The sequence below is a fragment of the Bradyrhizobium sp. 139 genome (genome assembly GCF_023074175.1).
Taxonomy (GTDB): domain Bacteria; phylum Pseudomonadota; class Alphaproteobacteria; order Rhizobiales; family Xanthobacteraceae; genus Bradyrhizobium.
Genome location: NZ_JADPKS010000051.1, coordinates 82,513 through 97,868 on the forward strand (window position 1 = coordinate 82,513; position 15,356 = coordinate 97,868).

Genomic DNA, 15,356 nt, shown 5'->3' on the forward strand with positions numbered 1-15,356 from the left:
ATTGTATGGCATACAAACAAATAGATCAAGCTGACTTGGCGTGGGAGGACGGGTCCGGACGCGCCCATATCAGGATGATCCGGAGCGAAACACGGCCTGCCAACCTTGCAAAGCCGGCCAAAATCCGTATAAGGCGCGCATCCGCAGACCCCGGCCGGGAGCTGAACGGACGGTCTCAGCAAATCATTCGTGATTTTGGTGTGGCAGGGCCAGTCGGCCCGTCGTCCCGTGTTTCCGCCTTCTGAGCTTAATCCCAGAGTCCTTTCCGAAGGCCTCTTAAGGGCTTGACGCCGGGCGATGCGCCAACATGAGGAAAGGACTTCCATGGCTCTCTATGAGCACGTTTTTCTCGCGCGCCAGGACGCGAGCACGCAGCAGGTCGAAGAGCTGACTGCGCAGATGACCGGCATCGTCGAGGGCCTCGGCGGCAAGGTCACCAAAACCGAGAATTGGGGCGTACGCTCCCTCACCTACCGCATGAACAAGAATCGCAAGGCGCACTTCGTGCTGCTCAACATCGACGCGCCGTCCGCGGCGATCGCCGAGATCGAGCGCCAGGAGCGCATCAGCGAAGACGTGATCCGCTATCTCAGCATCCGCGTCGAGGAGCTCGAGGAAGGCCCGTCCGCGATGATGCGCAAGGCCGACCGTGACCGCGAGCGTGACGACCGTGGCGGCGGCTTCCGCGGCGATCGCGAAGGCGGTGGATTCCGTGGCGACCGCGAGGGTGGTTTCCGTGGTGGTGATCGCGACGGTGGCGGCTTCCGCGGTGACCGCGGCCCGCGCCGTCCGCGCGAAGAAGCTGAAACCCCGACTACCACGACGGATGCGGAGTAAGAACAATGGCTGAAGCTGGTGCACGCCGTCCATTTTTCCGTCGTCGCAAGAGCTGCCCGTTCACGGGCGCAAACGCTCCGAAGATCGACTACAAGGACTCCAAGCTGCTGATGCGTTACGTCTCCGAGCGCGGCAAGATCGTGCCGAGCCGCATCACCGCAGTGTCCGCGAAGAAGCAGCGTGAGCTCGCCCGCGCCATCAAGCGCGCGCGCTTCCTGGGCCTGCTGCCCTACGTCATTCGCTAAGACGAATTCGGCCGGCGGCGACATCGCCGCCGGCCGCACTTTTCTGGTTTCATAAGGCTTCCGGGTCGTCCGGTCGCCGATGGTTGGGGCGAGATGCCTCTAACCGCTCGAAGGGAGCGGGACAGCTGATGATGGCTTTTGGACTGATAGCCTTGATCGCCGGCGCTGCGTCGGCCCTGATGTTCGCCTCGATCGTGTCGGGCGCGCTGATCTCGCTCGTCCTGTTTTATCTCGCACCGCTGCCGCTGATGGTCGCCTCGATCGGCTGGGGCCCGCTTTGCGCGAGCGTCGGCGGCATCGCCGCTGCGGTCGGCCTCGGCGCCCTGTTCGGCCTGCCCTACTGCATCGCCTTTGCCGTCACCGTCGCGCTGCCGGCGTGGTGGCTCGGCCATCTCGTCCTGCTCAGCCGGCAGGCCGGACCTGTCGCACCGGACGCCGCCACCGAGCCGCCAGCCAAACCCGAGCTCGAATGGTATCCAGTCGGTCGCACCCTGCTGTGGATCGCGGGCTTTGCCTCGGTGACCACGATCGCCGCCCTGCTCACGCTCGGCACCGATGCCGAAACCATCATCGGCACGCTGCGGCGCGGCATGATGCGCCTCCTCCGCGCCACCGACCCGCAGACATCAGGCGAAGCCGGTCAGTTCGTCGACGCACTGGTGCGCATCGCACCGGCCGCCGCCACCATCGTCGCGATGATGACGCTCACCCTCAACCTCTGGCTCAGCGCCAAGGTGACGGCGACATCGGGCCGGCTGCGCCGTCCCTGGCCGGATCTAATGACGGCCGAATTGCCGCCGATGACGCTCGTGGTGCTCTGCATCGCGCTGGCTCTCTGCTTTACCGGCGGGCTGCTCGCGATCGTCGCGCAGATTGCGACGGCGGCGCTGATGATGGCCTACGCACTGACCGGTTTTGCCGTGCTGCATACGCTGACGCTCGCGCTGAAGAGCCGCACCTTATGGCTCGGCTCAGCCTATGCCGTCGTCGTGGTGTTCGGATGGCCCGTGATCGCGATGGTGATCCTGGGCCTCGCGGATGCCGTGTTCGGCTTCCGCGAGCGGTTCCTGCGCAGCCGTCAGCCGCCGCCGCTGCCGACCTCTTAAGTCCAACCCGAAAAACTGAAACTCACAGACCACTTCAAAGGAGAACGAATATGGAAGTCATTTTGCTGGAACGCGTCAACAAGCTCGGCCAGATGGGCGAAGTCGTGAAAGTTCGCGACGGTTATGCCCGCAATTTCCTGCTCAAGCGCGGCAAGGCGCTGCGCGCCACCGCCGACAACCGCGCCAGATACGACGGCATGAAGGCTGATCTCGAGGCCCGCAACCTCCAGTCCAAGGGCGAGGCGTCCAAAGTCGCCGAGAAGATCCAGGGCAAGAACATCATCGTGATCCGTCAGGCCTCGGAAGCCGGCCAGCTGTTCGGCTCGGTCACCGTGCGCGACATCGTCGTGGCCTTCGAAGCCGACGGCGTTGCGCTTGAGCGCCCGCAGGTGCAGCTCGACGCGCCGATCAAGACCATCGGCAGGCACACCATCACCGTCGCCATTCATCCCGAAGTCGAGGTCGAGGTCACCGTGACCGTCGCGCGCAGCCAGGACGAGGCCGAGCGCATCAACCGCGGCGAGGACATCTCGACCCGCAACGAGGATCGGGATGCGGCCGCCGAAGCGATCGCCGCCGCCGGCGAGTTCTTCGATCCGGAAGCACAGGACGAGGCCGAACCGGCTCCGGCTGCGGAAGAGACCGAAAAGTAATCCTCGCGTTCGCGCAGGTTGCGAAGCCCGGCCGCCTCAAGCGGCCGGGCTTTTTGCTTTGGCGGCGACGCCTCGCTCAGCATCGCGATCGAGGCCAGCGCGGTTGCCGTATGCTTCTCGACACCATCGTTGACGCAATACACGTCGGCCGCGACCACCGAGACCTGGCGGCCCGGCTTGATCACCCTCGCCCGGCAGATCAGCTTCTCGCCGTGCGGCCTTCGCAAGTCGATCGGAGGCTACGGCTTGCTCATCGCGAGATCGGCGGTGCCGGCGGACCGGACGACTCGGCCGGCGCCGCAGCGCTCGCGGGCGGCGCCGGCTCCTGCGGCTTGGCTGCCGGTTCGGAGCTCGCGGCGGGCTTGGGAGCAGCCTCCTCCGCGGGCTTGGATTCGGCGGCAGACGGTGCAGCCGGCGCGACCTGCGGTACCGGATCGGGCCGCAGCGCCGGAGTATCGCTGCCGCGCGGCTCGACCTTGGCACTTTCGGGCGTGGCCTCGGCAGGCTTCTCTAGCGGCTTGTTGTCGGGCAACACCTCGTCACGGCCGGGCTCAACCTTGGCAGTGTCGGGCTTTGGTTCGGCCTTCGGCTCGCTCTTCTTGTCTTCAGTAGCGGGCGCGGCGGCGTCGATCTTCGGTGCTTCCTCGGTCCCGGGCTTGCCGCGACGCTTACCTTTGCGTGCCTCGGGCGCTGCCTGGCCCTCGGGCTTCGCACCGTCCTTCGATCCCTCCTCGGGCGGCCGCGCCGCGCGCTTCTGACGTGCGCCCTCGGCTGCAGGAGCGGCAGCCTCGCCTTCCGGCTTGGCAGCATCCTGGGAGCGCTGGCGGCGCCCCTGATGTTCCGGCGCCTGGCTCGGAGCTGTATTGGCTTCCTTGTCCTTGGCGCCGTCCTTTTTGTCCTTGCCGTCCTTGGCCTGGTAACGGGTGTCAGTGGCACCGTTGGAGACGAGATAGGAAGCCAGCACGCCAGCCATGTCGGAGCTGGTGGTGTAGTGCTGGCGCAGGAAGCCCGGCAGCGAGCCCGGCGCCACCGTCTTCAACAGACCGCGCGGGCTCTTGTGGCAGGCGTTGCAGGTCTGCGCGAAAAGCTGGGATGGGGCCTTGCCCGCCTCGAGGTTCGTCGCCTGCGCCAGAACGGCGTCGGTCGCGCCGAAGCCGATCAGAAGCAATACCGTCGCGAGGCTGAGCGGTCGGCTCGACATTTCCCATCATCTCCATTGAATTCCGTGGGGTGCAGCCGGCAGGCGGCGCGGCGGCGGGTCACCTTTTAGCCGACTGAGCCGCGAATGGAAGCAGGCTCCACGCGCAAGGATGTGATTAAGCGCTTTTCGAATATCGGCCTTGAACATAGCGCAATAGCGGACCGGAACATTCCTTCCTACATTTAGATGCAAACGCATAGGAACCGCTGCGGCGCCGGAACGTCGGTTCTGAACGCCGGGTTGGTCGGATCTCTTCGAGCTCGCCCGAGAGGAAGGCGTCGATGGACCGCTTGTTGCGTAGATTTCTGTCTCAATTCATCCGCCGCGGGTCGATGACGGTGACCAGCGCCAGCGGATCGAAGTTCACTGTCGGCGACGGCTCAGGCCGCCCGGTCGCGGTGCGCCTCGTCACTGCGGACGCAGAGCGGAAGATCCTCGTCAATCCCGAGCTCGGGCTCGGCGAGGCCTACATGGACGGCGAGTTCGTCGTCGAGCACGGCACCATAGCTGATGCCCTCGCGATCCTGCTCGGTCAACCCGACCTGTTGCCGCAGTGGGCAAAACCCTGGTGGCACCTGCGCTATCTGACGCGGCACCTGAAGCAGTTCAATCTGCGCTCGCGCTCCCGCAGCAACGTCGCACATCATTACGATCTCGACGCGAGGCTCTATTCCCTCTTCCTCGACGCCGACAAGCAATATAGTTGCGCCTATTTCGAGACGCCGGAGACCACGCTCGACGATGCGCAGCTCGCCAAGAAGCGACACATCGCCGCAAAGCTGCTCGTCAAGGCCGGCCAGCGGGTCCTCGACATCGGCTCGGGCTGGGGCGGACTTGGGCTCTATCTCGCCGAGATCGTAGGCGCTAACGTCACCGGCGTTACGTTGTCGACCGAGCAATTGCAGATCGCCAACGCGCGTGCAGCCGAAAAGGGCCTGACCGGATCGGCCAAGTTCCTGCTCCAGGACTATCGCGACATCGCCGGGCCGTTCGACCGCATCGTCTCGGTCGGCATGTTCGAGCATGTCGGCGCCCGCTTCTACGACACCTACTTCCGGCGCTGCGCCGAGCTGCTGAGCGAGGACGGCGTCATGCTGCTGCACTCGATCGGCCGTTCGCAGGGCCCGGACTCCACCAGTCCCTGGATCGCCAAATACATCTTTCCCGGCGGCTATATCCCCGCTCTATCCGAGGTGCTGCCGGCGATCGAACGGGCGGGCCTCCTGGTCTGTGATATCGAGATCCTGCGCCTGCACTACGCCGAGACGCTGAAGGCGTGGAGGGAGCGCTTCATGGCGCGGCGCGAGGAGGCCGTGCAGCTCTATGACGAACGCTTCGCTCTGATGTGGGAGTTTTACCTGGCGGCGTCCGAGATGACGTTTCGCAAGCAGGACATGATGAACTTCCAGATCCAGCTCACCCGGCGTCAGGGCGTGGTGCCGATGACGCGCAACTACATCGCGTTCGAAGAAGCCCGGCTGCGGGCCATCGAAAGCGGCGGCAAGCCCAGGCTGAAGCTGGCTGGTGAATGAGCCCTAGTGACGCAGAGTCGAAATCGGAGCGGACCGGAAAGAGGCCGTTAACGCCAGTTGCGCCCGCAACTCCGCGACCGTCTCCGGCGAGACAGGCTCCCGCCGCACTTCAGGCAGCTCGGCACGCGCCATGGCCGCGATCAGGCCCGACAGCCAAAGCCGGCTGCCTGCCTCGCTTCGCCAGATCTGGTGCTGCCGTTCTGGCCGCATCGCTTGCCTCGTCTCCCTGTTGGCGGACACAAGGACAATCCCCTGCCCGCCTGCGTGTTCCGGTCGTACCCCCGAAAGAATCCGGAGAGATGTGATCTGTTTCACATAAGCCTGGTCGGACCTGGCCTAGACCGTCGCCATGAGCAAACAGACCCAAACCTCATTCGACGTGCAGGACGACCTCCGCACCGATTACGCCCTGATCGCCACCGGCGTCGGAGCGGCCCTGGTTGCGCTGGTCTACCTCCTGCTGGTCTGAAGGCGAGCCGAAAGCTCCCAGCATGCGTCGTTTGCGCGCTTCTCGATACGTCTGCCCATCAATCCATTAGGTTCACTGCATCCGGAGTTTTCCGTGGCGCGGTCGCGGCCGCTACCAGCGCCGCACCAAGTTCCGCGAAAATCCGTCAAGCGCGGCGCGTGCTGCGGCGGCCAATCATCCACCATTTTAATGATCGGTTGATAGCGGCCAGCTTTTGCTTCCGCTTTGGCCTGAGGCGGCGCTTTATCCCGGCCCCGCATCCGCCCCAGAAAATTGCTAACGCTCGACCATGGCCCTGACTGATTCGAACGTCCTCAAACTCGCCCCGGAAGCCGGAACTCCCGCCTATCGGAGCGCGCCGCATAATATCGAGGCGGAGCAGAGCCTTCTGGGCGCGATCCTGGTCAACAACGACGCCTTCTACCGCGTTTCCGATTTCCTGGAGCCGAAGCATTACTTCGAGCCGCTGCACCAGACCATCTTCGAGACCGCCGGCAGTCTGATCCGGATGGGCAAGATCGCCACGCCCGTCACGTTGAAGACGTTCCTGCCCGCCGACACCGACGTCGGCGGCATGACCATCGGGCAGTATCTGGCGCGGCTTGCGGCGGAAGCGACCACCATCATCAACGCCCAGGACTACGGCCGGACCATCTATGATCTAGCGTTGCGACGTGACCTGATCGGCATCGGCGAGGACATGGTCAATGTCGCCTATGACGCCCCGGTCGATTTCGCGCCGCGGGCGCAGATCGAGGACGCCGAGCGCCGCCTCTACGAGCTCGCCGAGTCCGGCCGCTATGACGGTGGCTTCCAGAAATTCTCGCAAGCGCTGACGCTCGCGGTCGATCTCGCCGCGAAAGCGTTCCAGCGCGACGGAAAGCTGTCGGGCATTTCGACGGGCCTGCGCGACCTCGACAGCAAGATGGGCGGCTTGCAGCACTCCGACCTCATCATCGTCGCGGGACGTCCCGGCATGGGCAAGACGTCGCTGGCGACCAACATCGCCTACAACGTCGCGCAAGCCTACGTTCCAGAACTCCAGGCCGACGGCACCATGAAGGCCGCCAATGGCGGCGTCATCGGCTTCTTCTCCTGCGAAATGTCGGCCGACCAGCTCGCCACGCGTATCGTGGCCGAGCGCACAGGCATTCCCTCCTCCAACATCCGCCGCGGCGGCATCTCGGAGGCCGATTTCGAGAAGATCCGCCATGTCTCGATCGAGCTGCAGTCGCTGCCTTTCTACGTCGACGAAACCGGCGGCCTGTCGATCGCTCAGCTGATGGCGCGCGCGCGCCGCCTGAAGCGGCAAAAGGGCCTCGATCTCATCGTGATCGACTACATCCAGCTGCTGTCGGGCTCGGGCAAACGCAGCGAAAATCGCGTGCAGGAAATCACGGAGATCACGACCAGCCTGAAAGCGCTCGCCAAAGAGCTCAGCGTCCCCATCATCGCGCTGTCGCAGCTCTCGCGCCAGGTCGAATCCCGCGAGGACAAGCGGCCGCAGCTCTCGGACCTGCGTGAATCCGGTTCGATCGAGCAGGACGCCGACGTCGTGCTGTTCGTGTACCGCGAAGAGTACTACCTGGCCATGAAGCAGCCGAATCCTGGCACTGAAGAGCATCACAAGTGGCAGCAGGAGATGGATCGCGCGCTCGGTAAGGCCGAAGTCATCATCGGTAAACAGCGTCACGGTCCGACCGGCACTGTTGCGCTGCAATTCGATGCTATGGTCACCCGTTTCGGCGATCTCGCCGAGGGAAGCCAGATGCCGGATCGCAACGACTATTGAGCTCCCCGGTTGAACCGCACCGGCCTCTTGCGTAAAACGGCGTCATGACAATGGCGTCCGACCCGAAAATGATCCCGCAATCCGGCCTTCTCTCCGCGGACGCCAATCAGGCTGCCGCGCTCGCAACCTATGGCGGCGTGCTCACCGTCGATCTCGACGCCATCATCGCCAATTGGCGCAAGCTCGAGAAGACGGCAGTGCCGGCCGAGTGCTCGGCGGTGATCAAGGCCGATGCCTATGGCTGCGGCGCCGAACAGGTATCACGCGCCCTGAACAAGGCCGGATGCAAGACGTTCTTCGTCGCCACGATCGAAGAAGCGCGCAACGTCCGCGGAGCCGTGCCGGAGGCCACGATCTACGTGCTCGGCGGCTATTTCCAGAACACCGGCGAGCACTATGCCAAGAGCAATTGCCGGCCGGTGATCGGCGATCTCAACGAACTCGCCGAATGGGACGTGTTCTGCCGCCGCACCGGCTGGAGCGGTGGCGCCGCAATCCACATCGATACCGGGATGAACCGGCTCGGGCTGACGCTCGCGGAGGCGCAAGCCATCATCCCCCGCATCAATGCCGGCGATCACGGCATCACGCTGGTGATGAGCCATCTGGTCTCGGCCGAGCAGCTCAACAGCCCGGTGAACGCCAAGCAGCTCGCGGCCTTCCGCGGCATCGCCAGCGAATTTTCCGGCGTGCCGGCCGCGCTTGCCAATTCCTCCGGCATTTTCCTCGGCGCGCCGTTCCAGTTCGACATGGTACGGCCGGGCGCCGCGCTCTACGGCGTCAACCCGACGCCGGAGGCCGACAACCCGATGCAGCCGGTGGTCGACCTCAAGGCGCGCATCGTGCAGATCCGCAATGTCGAGCGCGGCGAGGGCGTCGGTTATGGCGGCACCTGGACGGCGCGGCGGCCGACAAAACTCGCGATCATCGCGGTCGGCTACGCCGACGGCTATTTCCGCGCCGCCAGCTCCAATGACGGCACCCGCGGCGCCGAGGTCATCGTCGCCGGCAAGCGCTGCCCGGTCGCGGGCCGCGTCTCGATGGACCTGATCGCGATCGACATCACCGACCTGCCGCCGAATGCGGCGCGGCGCGGCCATATGGTGACGCTGCTCGGCGAGGGCATCACCGTCGACGAGCTCGCGCATCATTTCGGCACCATCGGCTACGAGGTGCTGACCAGCCTCGGCCACCGTTACGCCCGCGTCTACAAGTGCGGCAATGTGGTGGAGCCGCTGGTAAAGCCAGCCGCGGCACAGGCGGCCGAGCAGCCCGCTCCGCCGCCGATCGAGCAGCCGGCGAGCCCGCCGCCGCTGCCGAGCTGAGCCATCAGCCGCTTACTTCTTTTTCCTGCTGTCCAGCGCCGTCTTGCAGGTCGCGCTGAGCTGGTCGCGCTTGCCGTTGAGACAGGCGACGATGCCGCCGCCTGGCGCAAGGCCGGCGCAGAATTTGTCATAGTCTGCCTTGCACGCCCCGCGCGGATCAGACGATTGTGCCGAAGCGGCCGCGGAGAACGCGACGACGAAAGCAATAGCGGCAATGCTCAACTTGGACATTGTGTCTCCGGTGACGGCAGGCAGGAGCCGGTAGCTCTACATGAAGATCGCGACATTCAACATCAACAACATCAATCGCCGCCTGCCCAATCTCTTGGCATGGATGCGCGCGGCAAAGCCTGACGTCGTCGCGCTTCAGGAATTGAAGGCAAGTGATGGCGAATTTCCGGCGGCCGCCATCGAAAAAGCCGGCTACGGTGCCGTGTGGTGTGGACAAAAGACCTGGAACGGCGTCGCCCTCCTCGCCCGCAACGCCGAGCCAATTCTCACCCGCGATCGCTTGCCGGGAAAGCCTGGCGATCTCGAAGCCCGCTACATCGAGGCTGCGGTGCGCGGCGTCATCGTCACCAGCATCTACCTGCCGAATGGCAATCCGCAGCCGGGGCCGAAGTTCGACTACAAGCTCGACTGGCTCGCGCGGCTCAGGCGCCATGCCAGGACCTTCATCCAGCAGGATCTGCCCGTGGTACTCGCCGGCGACTACAATGTTGCGCCGACGGAGATCGACATCTATCCGACACGCTCATGGGACAAGGATGCCCTGATCCAGCCGAAGAGCCGCGCGGCTTTTGCCTCGCTCCTCGAACAAGGCTGGCGCGACGCGATCCGTGAGCTGCACCCGGAGCAGCGCATCTACACCTTCTGGGACTACAAGCGAAACCGCTGGCCGCGCGATGCGGGCCTGCGGCTCGATCATCTCCTGCTTAGTCCTGCCCTCGTCTCACGACTCGCAAAAGCTGGCGTCGACAAGAGCGTCCGCGGCGAGGACGGCGCCAGCGATCATGCGCCGGCGTGGGTAGTGCTGCGGTGACAGGCATCACCACAAATTCTTGCCGTCGATCACGTTCACCGGCACCGCCTCCAGATCGAAATCGTCGAACAAGCGCGCGTTGACGCCGACCTTGGGATTGTCGAAGTCGGGCTTGCCGGTCGACCAGTCCGGCGACTCCGAATAGGTGCCGCAGCCGCAGCTTGCGCAGAAATGATGTTTGACCGTGCGGCTGCCCCAGCGGTAGGTCGCGACGTTGTCGGGCGGCGACAGCAGGCGAAATTGCGTCGGCTTGCAATAGGCCCACAATGCGCCGCGCTTGGCGCAGAGCGAGCAGGTGCAGCGGGTCACGCTCGAGGGCGCCTCCGTCACCTCGAACACCGTCTCACCGCAATGACAGCTTGCCTCGATCGGCATGATCCGCTCTCCGTTTTGTCAGGAGATGGTCGTAGCCGGCCCCTGCTGCCAACCTGCTGTCAGCATCGCGCAGCCGGCCTTGCCCAATGTGCTGCGAGCACCGACTTGCCGGGCCAACTCAACAAAAACATCAAAAACAACCCCATGCACAGTAGCCGATCGCTGCTGGTTCAATGAGTTACGTAAATTCCGAAATTCAAGTTTGACTCGTCGGGCAAAACACTGGCAGGATGTCACCATCGAAGAATTCCATTGCGCCGCCGGCATTGAGAACTTTTTCAGCGAAGCCGTCAATATTTCGCCCGCCCGTCAGCGTCGCGCCAAACCTGCAATTCAGGAAACCGCTGCAAGCCGGCGAGCGGTCCGGGAATCCTAAAGAGTCCGCTAAGGCCGATCATCCGACCACCTATTGCGACGAATACGTCCGCTATGGGCGCCAACAGCGACACCAAGGATTTGCGACTCGACCCAGCGACCGCGGTCGGACCTCTGGAACTCCCTGGACCTGCGGCGGTTGTAGCGCACAGAGGGCCTCATGCATGGACATGGTCACACGCGTTCGCGGTTCGGATGCCGTCCCATCGGGCCAGGTTTCTCCGGTGAACTCACACAACGAGTGGGGCACGCTGGAGGAAGTGATAGTCGGAAGGCTTGAGGGTGCGGTTATCCCGTCCGATCATCCGGTTGTCACCTGCAACATTCCGGGCATGGCGGCGCGTGCCCAATCGCTGTTCGCAGGCTTCCGTTACCCAAAGATCATGATCGAACCGGCTCAGCGTGAGCTTGATGGTTTGGTTGCGCTGCTGCAGTCGCAGGGTATCATCGTAAGACGGCCGGACGCCGTCGACCACAGGAAGCGCTTCAGCACGCCGGAATGGTCCTCGCGCGGCTTCTGCAATTCCTGCCCGCGCGACAGCATGCTCGTGATCGGCGACGAGATCATTGAAACCCCGATGGTTTGGCCCTGTCGGTATTTCGAGACGCATTCCTATCGTCCGATTCTGAAGGACTATTTCCAACGTGGCGCGCGGTGGACGAGCGCGCCCAGACCTCAACTGACGGACGAACTGTTCGACCCAGAATTTCGCGTCCCCAACAAAGGCGAGCCGATCTCATACATCCTCACCGAATTCGAGCCGGTCTTTGACGCCGCCGACTTCTTTCGCTGCGGGCGCGACCTGTTCGTGACCCGCAGCAACGTCACCAATGCGTCTGGTATTGAATGGCTGCGTCGCCACCTTGGCGACGGTTATCGCATCCATGAGATTGAGAGCCGCTGTCCCAATCCAATGCACATCGACACCACCATATTGCCGCTTGGGCCCGGCAAGATTCTGATCAATCCCGAATACATAGACGTCAACCACCTTCCGGCCATCCTGAAAGGATGGGACATCCTCGTGGCCCCCGAGCCCGACCCGATAATCGATCCTATGCTCAGGATCACTTCGCTATGCGGGAAATGGCTCAACATGAACGTACTGATGGTCGACGAGAAGCACGTCATCGTAGATCCACATCATACTGCAATGACGCGTGCGTTGGAGAATTGGGGATTCGAGCCGATTCTCTGTGAGTTCTTACACTATGCGGCATTTGGTGGCGGCTTCCATTGCGCCACGCTCGACGTCCGACGGCGCGGCACGTTGAGGAGCTATTTTTGAGCCGACTTCCAATGCGCCTCGTCGCACGGTTCCGCCTAAGTGGTGATTTTCAGTCCGATCATGCCCAATAGAATAAGACCGATACAGGTAAGCCTAAGCAACGTCAGGGGCTCGTTAAATAAATAGATGCCGAGCGCCGTGGTGCCAACAGTACCAATGCCCGTCCACACCGCATAGGCCGTACCGACCGGCAGCGACTTAAGCGCGATTCCGAGGAACCCAATACTGGCCGCCATAGCGACGACTGTGCCGATTGTCGGTAAAAGGCGCGCGAAGCCTTCCGTGAATTTGAGCCCGATGGCCCAGGCGATTTCACACAGGCCAGCAACGAGCAGGAAGAGCCAAGCCATGGGAATGCCCCTAAACCACCTGAACCACGAGCGATCTCTCTCAGGGTATGCTCCAAATCCATGCCTTGAAAGTTTGTAGTAGGATCGGGCTTAGGCCGCCTCAAGCAGATCGAGCATTGCCCCCACACCGTCTTGGTCGTCTGCAACCCTGCACTGCTAACGGCGTAAGAGTCGGCTTGGGGTCACAAGGGACGCTCCGGATGACTGCCGGCAACTTGCTGGAGCCCGGCCCGGGCCGTTATCGGGCGCTCGATTAATTGGTTTCGGGCTGACCGCGTTCATGATCTCTGCATCGTGTCGCAAGCAACCGCAGTGAAATCTTGGATCTGAACAAGGTTGGCAGCTGGTCCTTGATTGGCCGAGCCGGGCCATCGAGGCAGGCCGATCTGAGCACAATAAGGTTCCCTCGCCTTTCGTGGATCGCCCGCATCGCTGGCCACGGCTAAACTTCCCCGATTCGTGGAGACTGTTTTGGCCTTTGTCTTCGTCCTCACCGTCGGCCTCATCGCCGGCACCATCTCAGGCATCGTCGGCACGGGCTCGTCGATCATGCTGATGCCGGTGCTGGTCTACGCCTATGGGCCGAAGGAAGCCGTGCCGATCATGGCAGTCGCCTCCGTGATGGCGAATTTCTCCCGGATCCTGGCCTGGTGGCGGGAGGTCGACTGGCGGGCCTGCGCGGCCTATTCGGTGACGGGCATTCCGGCCGCCGTGCTGGGCGCACGTACGCTGCTGGCGCTGCCCTCGCATGCGGTTGATCTCGCCATCGGAATCTTCCTGATCGCAATGGTGCCGGTGCGGCACTGGCTGGCGCGGCATGATCTCAAGGCCAATCTCTGGCATCTCGCGATCGGCGGAGCCGTCATCGGCTATCTCACCGGCATCGTGGTCTCGACCGGCCCGCTCAGCGTGCCGCTGTTCCTGTTTTACGGCCTGTCCAAGGGCGCGTTCCTCGCGACTGAGGCCGCCTCCTCGCTCGGGCTTTATTTCGCGAAATCGGTGACGTTCGAGCGTTTCGGCGCGCTGACCGGCGAGGTCTTCATGAAGGGGCTGATCGCGGGCGCCTCGCTGATGTCGGGCGCCTTCATCGCAAAGCGCTTCGTGCTGCACTTGAAGCCCGACATGTTCCGCCTGGTGATGGACGCGATCATGGTCGCGGCCGGGCTCTCCATGCTATGGAACGCGACGCACTCTCCCTGAGCACGATTGACGTCCCCATGGCCAAATCCACCCTTTCCTTCGTCTGCCAGAACTGCGGCGCGGCCTATAACCGCTGGCAGGGCAAGTGCGAGTCCTGCGGCGAGTGGAATACGCTTGCCGAGGAGGACACGACCGGCAGCGTGCCGGTCTCGATCCGCTCCAAGCGCAAGGGACGGACGTTTGCGCTGGAGAGTCTGTCGGGCAAGGCCCAGGACGCTCCCCGCCTGTCCTCAGGCCTGAGCGAGCTCGACCGCGTCACCGGTGGCGGCTTCGTCCGCGGCTCGGTGCTGCTGGTCGGCGGCGATCCCGGCATTGGCAAGTCGACGCTGCTGACGCAGGCGACCAGCCTGATGGCGCGCGCCGGCCATCGCATCGTCTACATCTCCGGCGAAGAGGCGGTCGCGCAGGTGCGGCTGCGCGCCGAGCGGCTCGGCCTGTCGGATGCGCCGGTGCAACTTGCCGCAGAGACCTCGGTCGAAGACATCGTCTCGACTCTGTCGGAAGGCGCGGTCCCGCGGCTGATCGTGATCGACTCGATCCAGACCATGTGGACCGACACGGTGGAATCCGCGCCCGGCACGGTTACCCAGGTGCGCGCCTCGGCGCAGGCCCTGATCCGCTTCGCCAAGAAGACCGGTGCGGCCATCATCCTGGTCGGCCACGTCACCAAGGACGGCCAGATCGCCGGCCCCCGCGTGGTCGAGCACATGGTCGACGCGGTGTTGTCGTTCGAGGGCGAAGGCTCGCAGCAATTCCGCATTCTGCGCGCCGTGAAGAACCGCTTTGGCCCGACCGACGAGATCGGCGTCTTCGAGATGACCGGGCTCGGCCTGCGCGAAGTCACCAACCCCTCCGAGCTGTTCCTGTCCGAGCGCGACCTGGGCACGCCCGGCACCGCAGTCTTCGCGGGCATCGAGGGCACAAGGCCCGTCCTGGTCGAATTGCAGGCCTTGGTGGCCCCGACCTCGCTCGGCACCCCGCGCCGGGCCGTGGTCGGCTGGGACCCGAGCCGGCTGTCGATGGTGCTGGCGGTGCTGGAGGCCCATTGCGGGGTCAAGCTGTCCGGCCACGACGTCTATCTGAATGTCGCGGGGGGCTTGCGCATCCACGAGCCGGCGGCCGACCTCGCGGCTGCTGCGGCACTGGTGTCCTCGCTGGTTAATGCGCAGTTACCTACCGATGCCGTTTATTTCGGCGAGATCTCGCTCTCCGGCGTGGTCCGACCAGTGGCTCAAACCCCGGCCCGGCTGAAGGAAGCGGCAAAACTCGGCTTTCAGCGCGCCGTTCTGCCCGAATCGGCCCGAGGCGAAGCCAGTGGCGATGCCGGACTGTCGCTGAACGCGGTCAACAGCCTGACGACGCTGGTCGCCGAGATCGCCGCCCGCGGCTCCCGCCGCGGCGACCAGAGCGCGCCGGCGGAGAAAAATGCCACACCGGCAAGATTCCGCCGTGGAGAGGGTTAGGCGGAGGTGACGTCCCCGGCCCCCACCGCTATACAGCCGTCACAAAAGCAGCATGGGATTGCGTGGTTGCGGCCTTGCCGGGAACGCCGTCTGCCCCTCAGT

Annotated in this window: 16 protein-coding genes and 1 pseudogene; 11 read left to right on the forward strand and 6 right to left on the reverse strand. The window is 64.0% G+C overall.

Annotated features, from left to right (window positions below):
- Window positions 1-324 precede the first annotated feature (324 nt).
- The 4 genes from rpsF to rplI all read left to right on the forward strand — a co-directional run bounded on the left by rpsF (window position 325) and on the right by rplI (window position 2,841).
- Window positions 325-837 (forward strand): 30S ribosomal protein S6, encoded by a 513-nt coding sequence (rpsF, locus tag IVA80_RS13585; protein ID WP_247430345.1) that lies wholly within the window; start codon window positions 325-327, stop codon window positions 835-837.
- Between the two features lie 5 nt (window positions 838-842).
- On the forward strand, window positions 843-1,082 hold the full coding sequence (gene rpsR, locus IVA80_RS13590; protein ID WP_007592020.1) for a 30S ribosomal protein S18: 240 nt from the start codon (window positions 843-845) through the stop codon (window positions 1,080-1,082).
- Window positions 1,083-1,210: 128 nt separating this feature from the next.
- Entirely contained in the window at window positions 1,211-2,188 is a 978-nt protein-coding gene (locus tag IVA80_RS13595; protein WP_247430348.1) for a DUF2232 domain-containing protein, read from the forward strand.
- A gap of 50 nt (window positions 2,189-2,238) precedes the next feature.
- Window positions 2,239-2,841 carry a 50S ribosomal protein L9 gene (rplI, locus tag IVA80_RS13600; protein WP_247430351.1) on the forward strand — a complete coding sequence of 201 codons (603 nt, stop codon included), beginning with the start codon at window positions 2,239-2,241 and terminating at the stop codon, window positions 2,839-2,841.
- Between the two features lie 36 nt (window positions 2,842-2,877).
- On the opposite strand, the pseudogene IVA80_RS13605 reads toward rplI, so the two are convergent.
- Both IVA80_RS13605 and IVA80_RS13610 read right to left on the reverse strand, forming a co-directional pair.
- Window positions 2,878-3,053: pseudogene (locus tag IVA80_RS13605) on the reverse strand (PaaI family thioesterase); the annotation flags it as partial.
- 38 nt (window positions 3,054-3,091) lie between these two features.
- Window positions 3,092-4,042 carry a hypothetical protein gene (locus tag IVA80_RS13610; RefSeq protein WP_247430354.1) on the reverse strand — a complete coding sequence of 317 codons (951 nt, stop codon included), beginning with the start codon at window positions 4,040-4,042 and terminating at the stop codon, window positions 3,092-3,094.
- A 281-nt stretch (window positions 4,043-4,323) separates the two neighbouring features.
- On the opposite strand from IVA80_RS13610, the gene IVA80_RS13615 reads away from it, so the two are divergent.
- The 3 genes from IVA80_RS13615 (at window position 4,324) to alr (ending at window position 9,160) form a co-directional block, all read left to right on the forward strand.
- Window positions 4,324-5,574, forward strand: a complete 1,251-nt coding sequence (locus tag IVA80_RS13615) for a cyclopropane-fatty-acyl-phospholipid synthase family protein (RefSeq protein WP_247430356.1) — start codon at window positions 4,324-4,326, stop codon at window positions 5,572-5,574.
- 758 nt (window positions 5,575-6,332) lie between these two features.
- Window positions 6,333-7,835 (forward strand): replicative DNA helicase, encoded by a 1,503-nt coding sequence (locus IVA80_RS13620; RefSeq protein ID WP_247430359.1) that lies wholly within the window; start codon window positions 6,333-6,335, stop codon window positions 7,833-7,835.
- Window positions 7,836-7,885: 50 nt separating this feature from the next.
- A complete protein-coding gene (alr, locus tag IVA80_RS13625) occupies window positions 7,886-9,160 on the forward strand; it encodes an alanine racemase (protein ID WP_247430362.1) in 1,275 nt (424 codons plus the stop codon).
- A 12-nt stretch (window positions 9,161-9,172) separates the two neighbouring features.
- Here alr and IVA80_RS13630 read toward each other — a convergent pair whose 3' ends face one another.
- Window positions 9,173-9,391: a hypothetical protein gene (locus IVA80_RS13630; protein WP_247430366.1), complete on the reverse strand. Its 219-nt coding sequence runs from the start codon at window positions 9,389-9,391 to the stop codon at window positions 9,173-9,175.
- A 40-nt stretch (window positions 9,392-9,431) separates the two neighbouring features.
- Between IVA80_RS13630 and IVA80_RS13635 the strand changes: the two genes are divergently transcribed.
- Entirely contained in the window at window positions 9,432-10,202 is a 771-nt protein-coding gene (locus tag IVA80_RS13635; protein ID WP_247430369.1) for an exodeoxyribonuclease III, read from the forward strand.
- Between the two features lie 6 nt (window positions 10,203-10,208).
- Here IVA80_RS13635 and IVA80_RS13640 read toward each other — a convergent pair whose 3' ends face one another.
- Window positions 10,209-10,577, reverse strand: coding sequence for a GFA family protein (locus tag IVA80_RS13640; protein ID WP_247430372.1), 369 nt, complete (start codon window positions 10,575-10,577; stop codon window positions 10,209-10,211).
- A gap of 18 nt (window positions 10,578-10,595) precedes the next feature.
- Window positions 10,596-10,871 carry a hypothetical protein gene (locus tag IVA80_RS13645; RefSeq protein ID WP_247430375.1) on the reverse strand — a complete coding sequence of 92 codons (276 nt, stop codon included), beginning with the start codon at window positions 10,869-10,871 and terminating at the stop codon, window positions 10,596-10,598.
- A gap of 245 nt (window positions 10,872-11,116) precedes the next feature.
- Between IVA80_RS13645 and IVA80_RS13650 the strand changes: the two genes are divergently transcribed.
- Entirely contained in the window at window positions 11,117-12,241 is a 1,125-nt protein-coding gene (locus tag IVA80_RS13650; RefSeq protein ID WP_247430378.1) for an amidinotransferase, read from the forward strand.
- Window positions 12,242-12,276: 35 nt separating this feature from the next.
- On the opposite strand, the gene IVA80_RS13655 is transcribed toward IVA80_RS13650, so the two are convergent.
- On the reverse strand, window positions 12,277-12,591 hold the full coding sequence (locus tag IVA80_RS13655) for a multidrug efflux SMR transporter (RefSeq protein ID WP_247430380.1): 315 nt from the start codon (window positions 12,589-12,591) through the stop codon (window positions 12,277-12,279).
- 471 nt (window positions 12,592-13,062) lie between these two features.
- On the opposite strand from IVA80_RS13655, the gene IVA80_RS13660 reads away from it, so the two are divergent.
- The gene (locus IVA80_RS13660) at window positions 13,063-13,791 is read left to right on the forward strand and encodes a sulfite exporter TauE/SafE family protein (RefSeq protein WP_247430383.1); all 729 of its coding nucleotides are present in this window, start codon (window positions 13,063-13,065) and stop codon (window positions 13,789-13,791) included.
- 17 nt (window positions 13,792-13,808) lie between these two features.
- Window positions 13,809-15,254, forward strand: coding sequence for a DNA repair protein RadA (gene radA, locus IVA80_RS13665; RefSeq protein ID WP_247430386.1), 1,446 nt, complete (start codon window positions 13,809-13,811; stop codon window positions 15,252-15,254).
- Window positions 15,255-15,356 lie beyond the last annotated feature (102 nt).

Excerpts from the sequence above, each read along its gene's own strand:
- rpsF (WP_247430345.1), top strand. The coding sequence starts at position 325 with ATGGCTCTCTATGAGCACGTTTTTCTCGCGCGCCAGGACGCGAGCACG.
- rpsR (WP_007592020.1), top strand. The coding sequence starts at position 843 with ATGGCTGAAGCTGGTGCACGCCGTCCATTTTTCCGTCGTCGCAAGAGC.
- IVA80_RS13595 (WP_247430348.1), top strand. The coding sequence starts at position 1,211 with ATGATGGCTTTTGGACTGATAGCCTTGATCGCCGGCGCTGCGTCGGCC.
- rplI (WP_247430351.1), top strand. The coding sequence starts at position 2,239 with ATGGAAGTCATTTTGCTGGAACGCGTCAACAAGCTCGGCCAGATGGGC.
- IVA80_RS13610 (WP_247430354.1), bottom strand. The coding sequence starts at position 4,042 with ATGTCGAGCCGACCGCTCAGCCTCGCGACGGTATTGCTTCTGATCGGC.
- IVA80_RS13615 (WP_247430356.1), top strand. The coding sequence starts at position 4,324 with ATGGACCGCTTGTTGCGTAGATTTCTGTCTCAATTCATCCGCCGCGGG.
- IVA80_RS13620 (WP_247430359.1), top strand. The coding sequence starts at position 6,333 with ATGGCCCTGACTGATTCGAACGTCCTCAAACTCGCCCCGGAAGCCGGA.
- alr (WP_247430362.1), top strand. The coding sequence starts at position 7,886 with ATGGCGTCCGACCCGAAAATGATCCCGCAATCCGGCCTTCTCTCCGCG.
- IVA80_RS13630 (WP_247430366.1), bottom strand. The coding sequence starts at position 9,391 with ATGTCCAAGTTGAGCATTGCCGCTATTGCTTTCGTCGTCGCGTTCTCC.
- IVA80_RS13635 (WP_247430369.1), top strand. The coding sequence starts at position 9,432 with ATGAAGATCGCGACATTCAACATCAACAACATCAATCGCCGCCTGCCC.
- IVA80_RS13640 (WP_247430372.1), bottom strand. The coding sequence starts at position 10,577 with ATGCCGATCGAGGCAAGCTGTCATTGCGGTGAGACGGTGTTCGAGGTG.
- IVA80_RS13650 (WP_247430378.1), top strand. The coding sequence starts at position 11,117 with ATGGACATGGTCACACGCGTTCGCGGTTCGGATGCCGTCCCATCGGGC.
- IVA80_RS13655 (WP_247430380.1), bottom strand. The coding sequence starts at position 12,591 with ATGGCTTGGCTCTTCCTGCTCGTTGCTGGCCTGTGTGAAATCGCCTGG.
- radA (WP_247430386.1), top strand. The coding sequence starts at position 13,809 with ATGGCCAAATCCACCCTTTCCTTCGTCTGCCAGAACTGCGGCGCGGCC.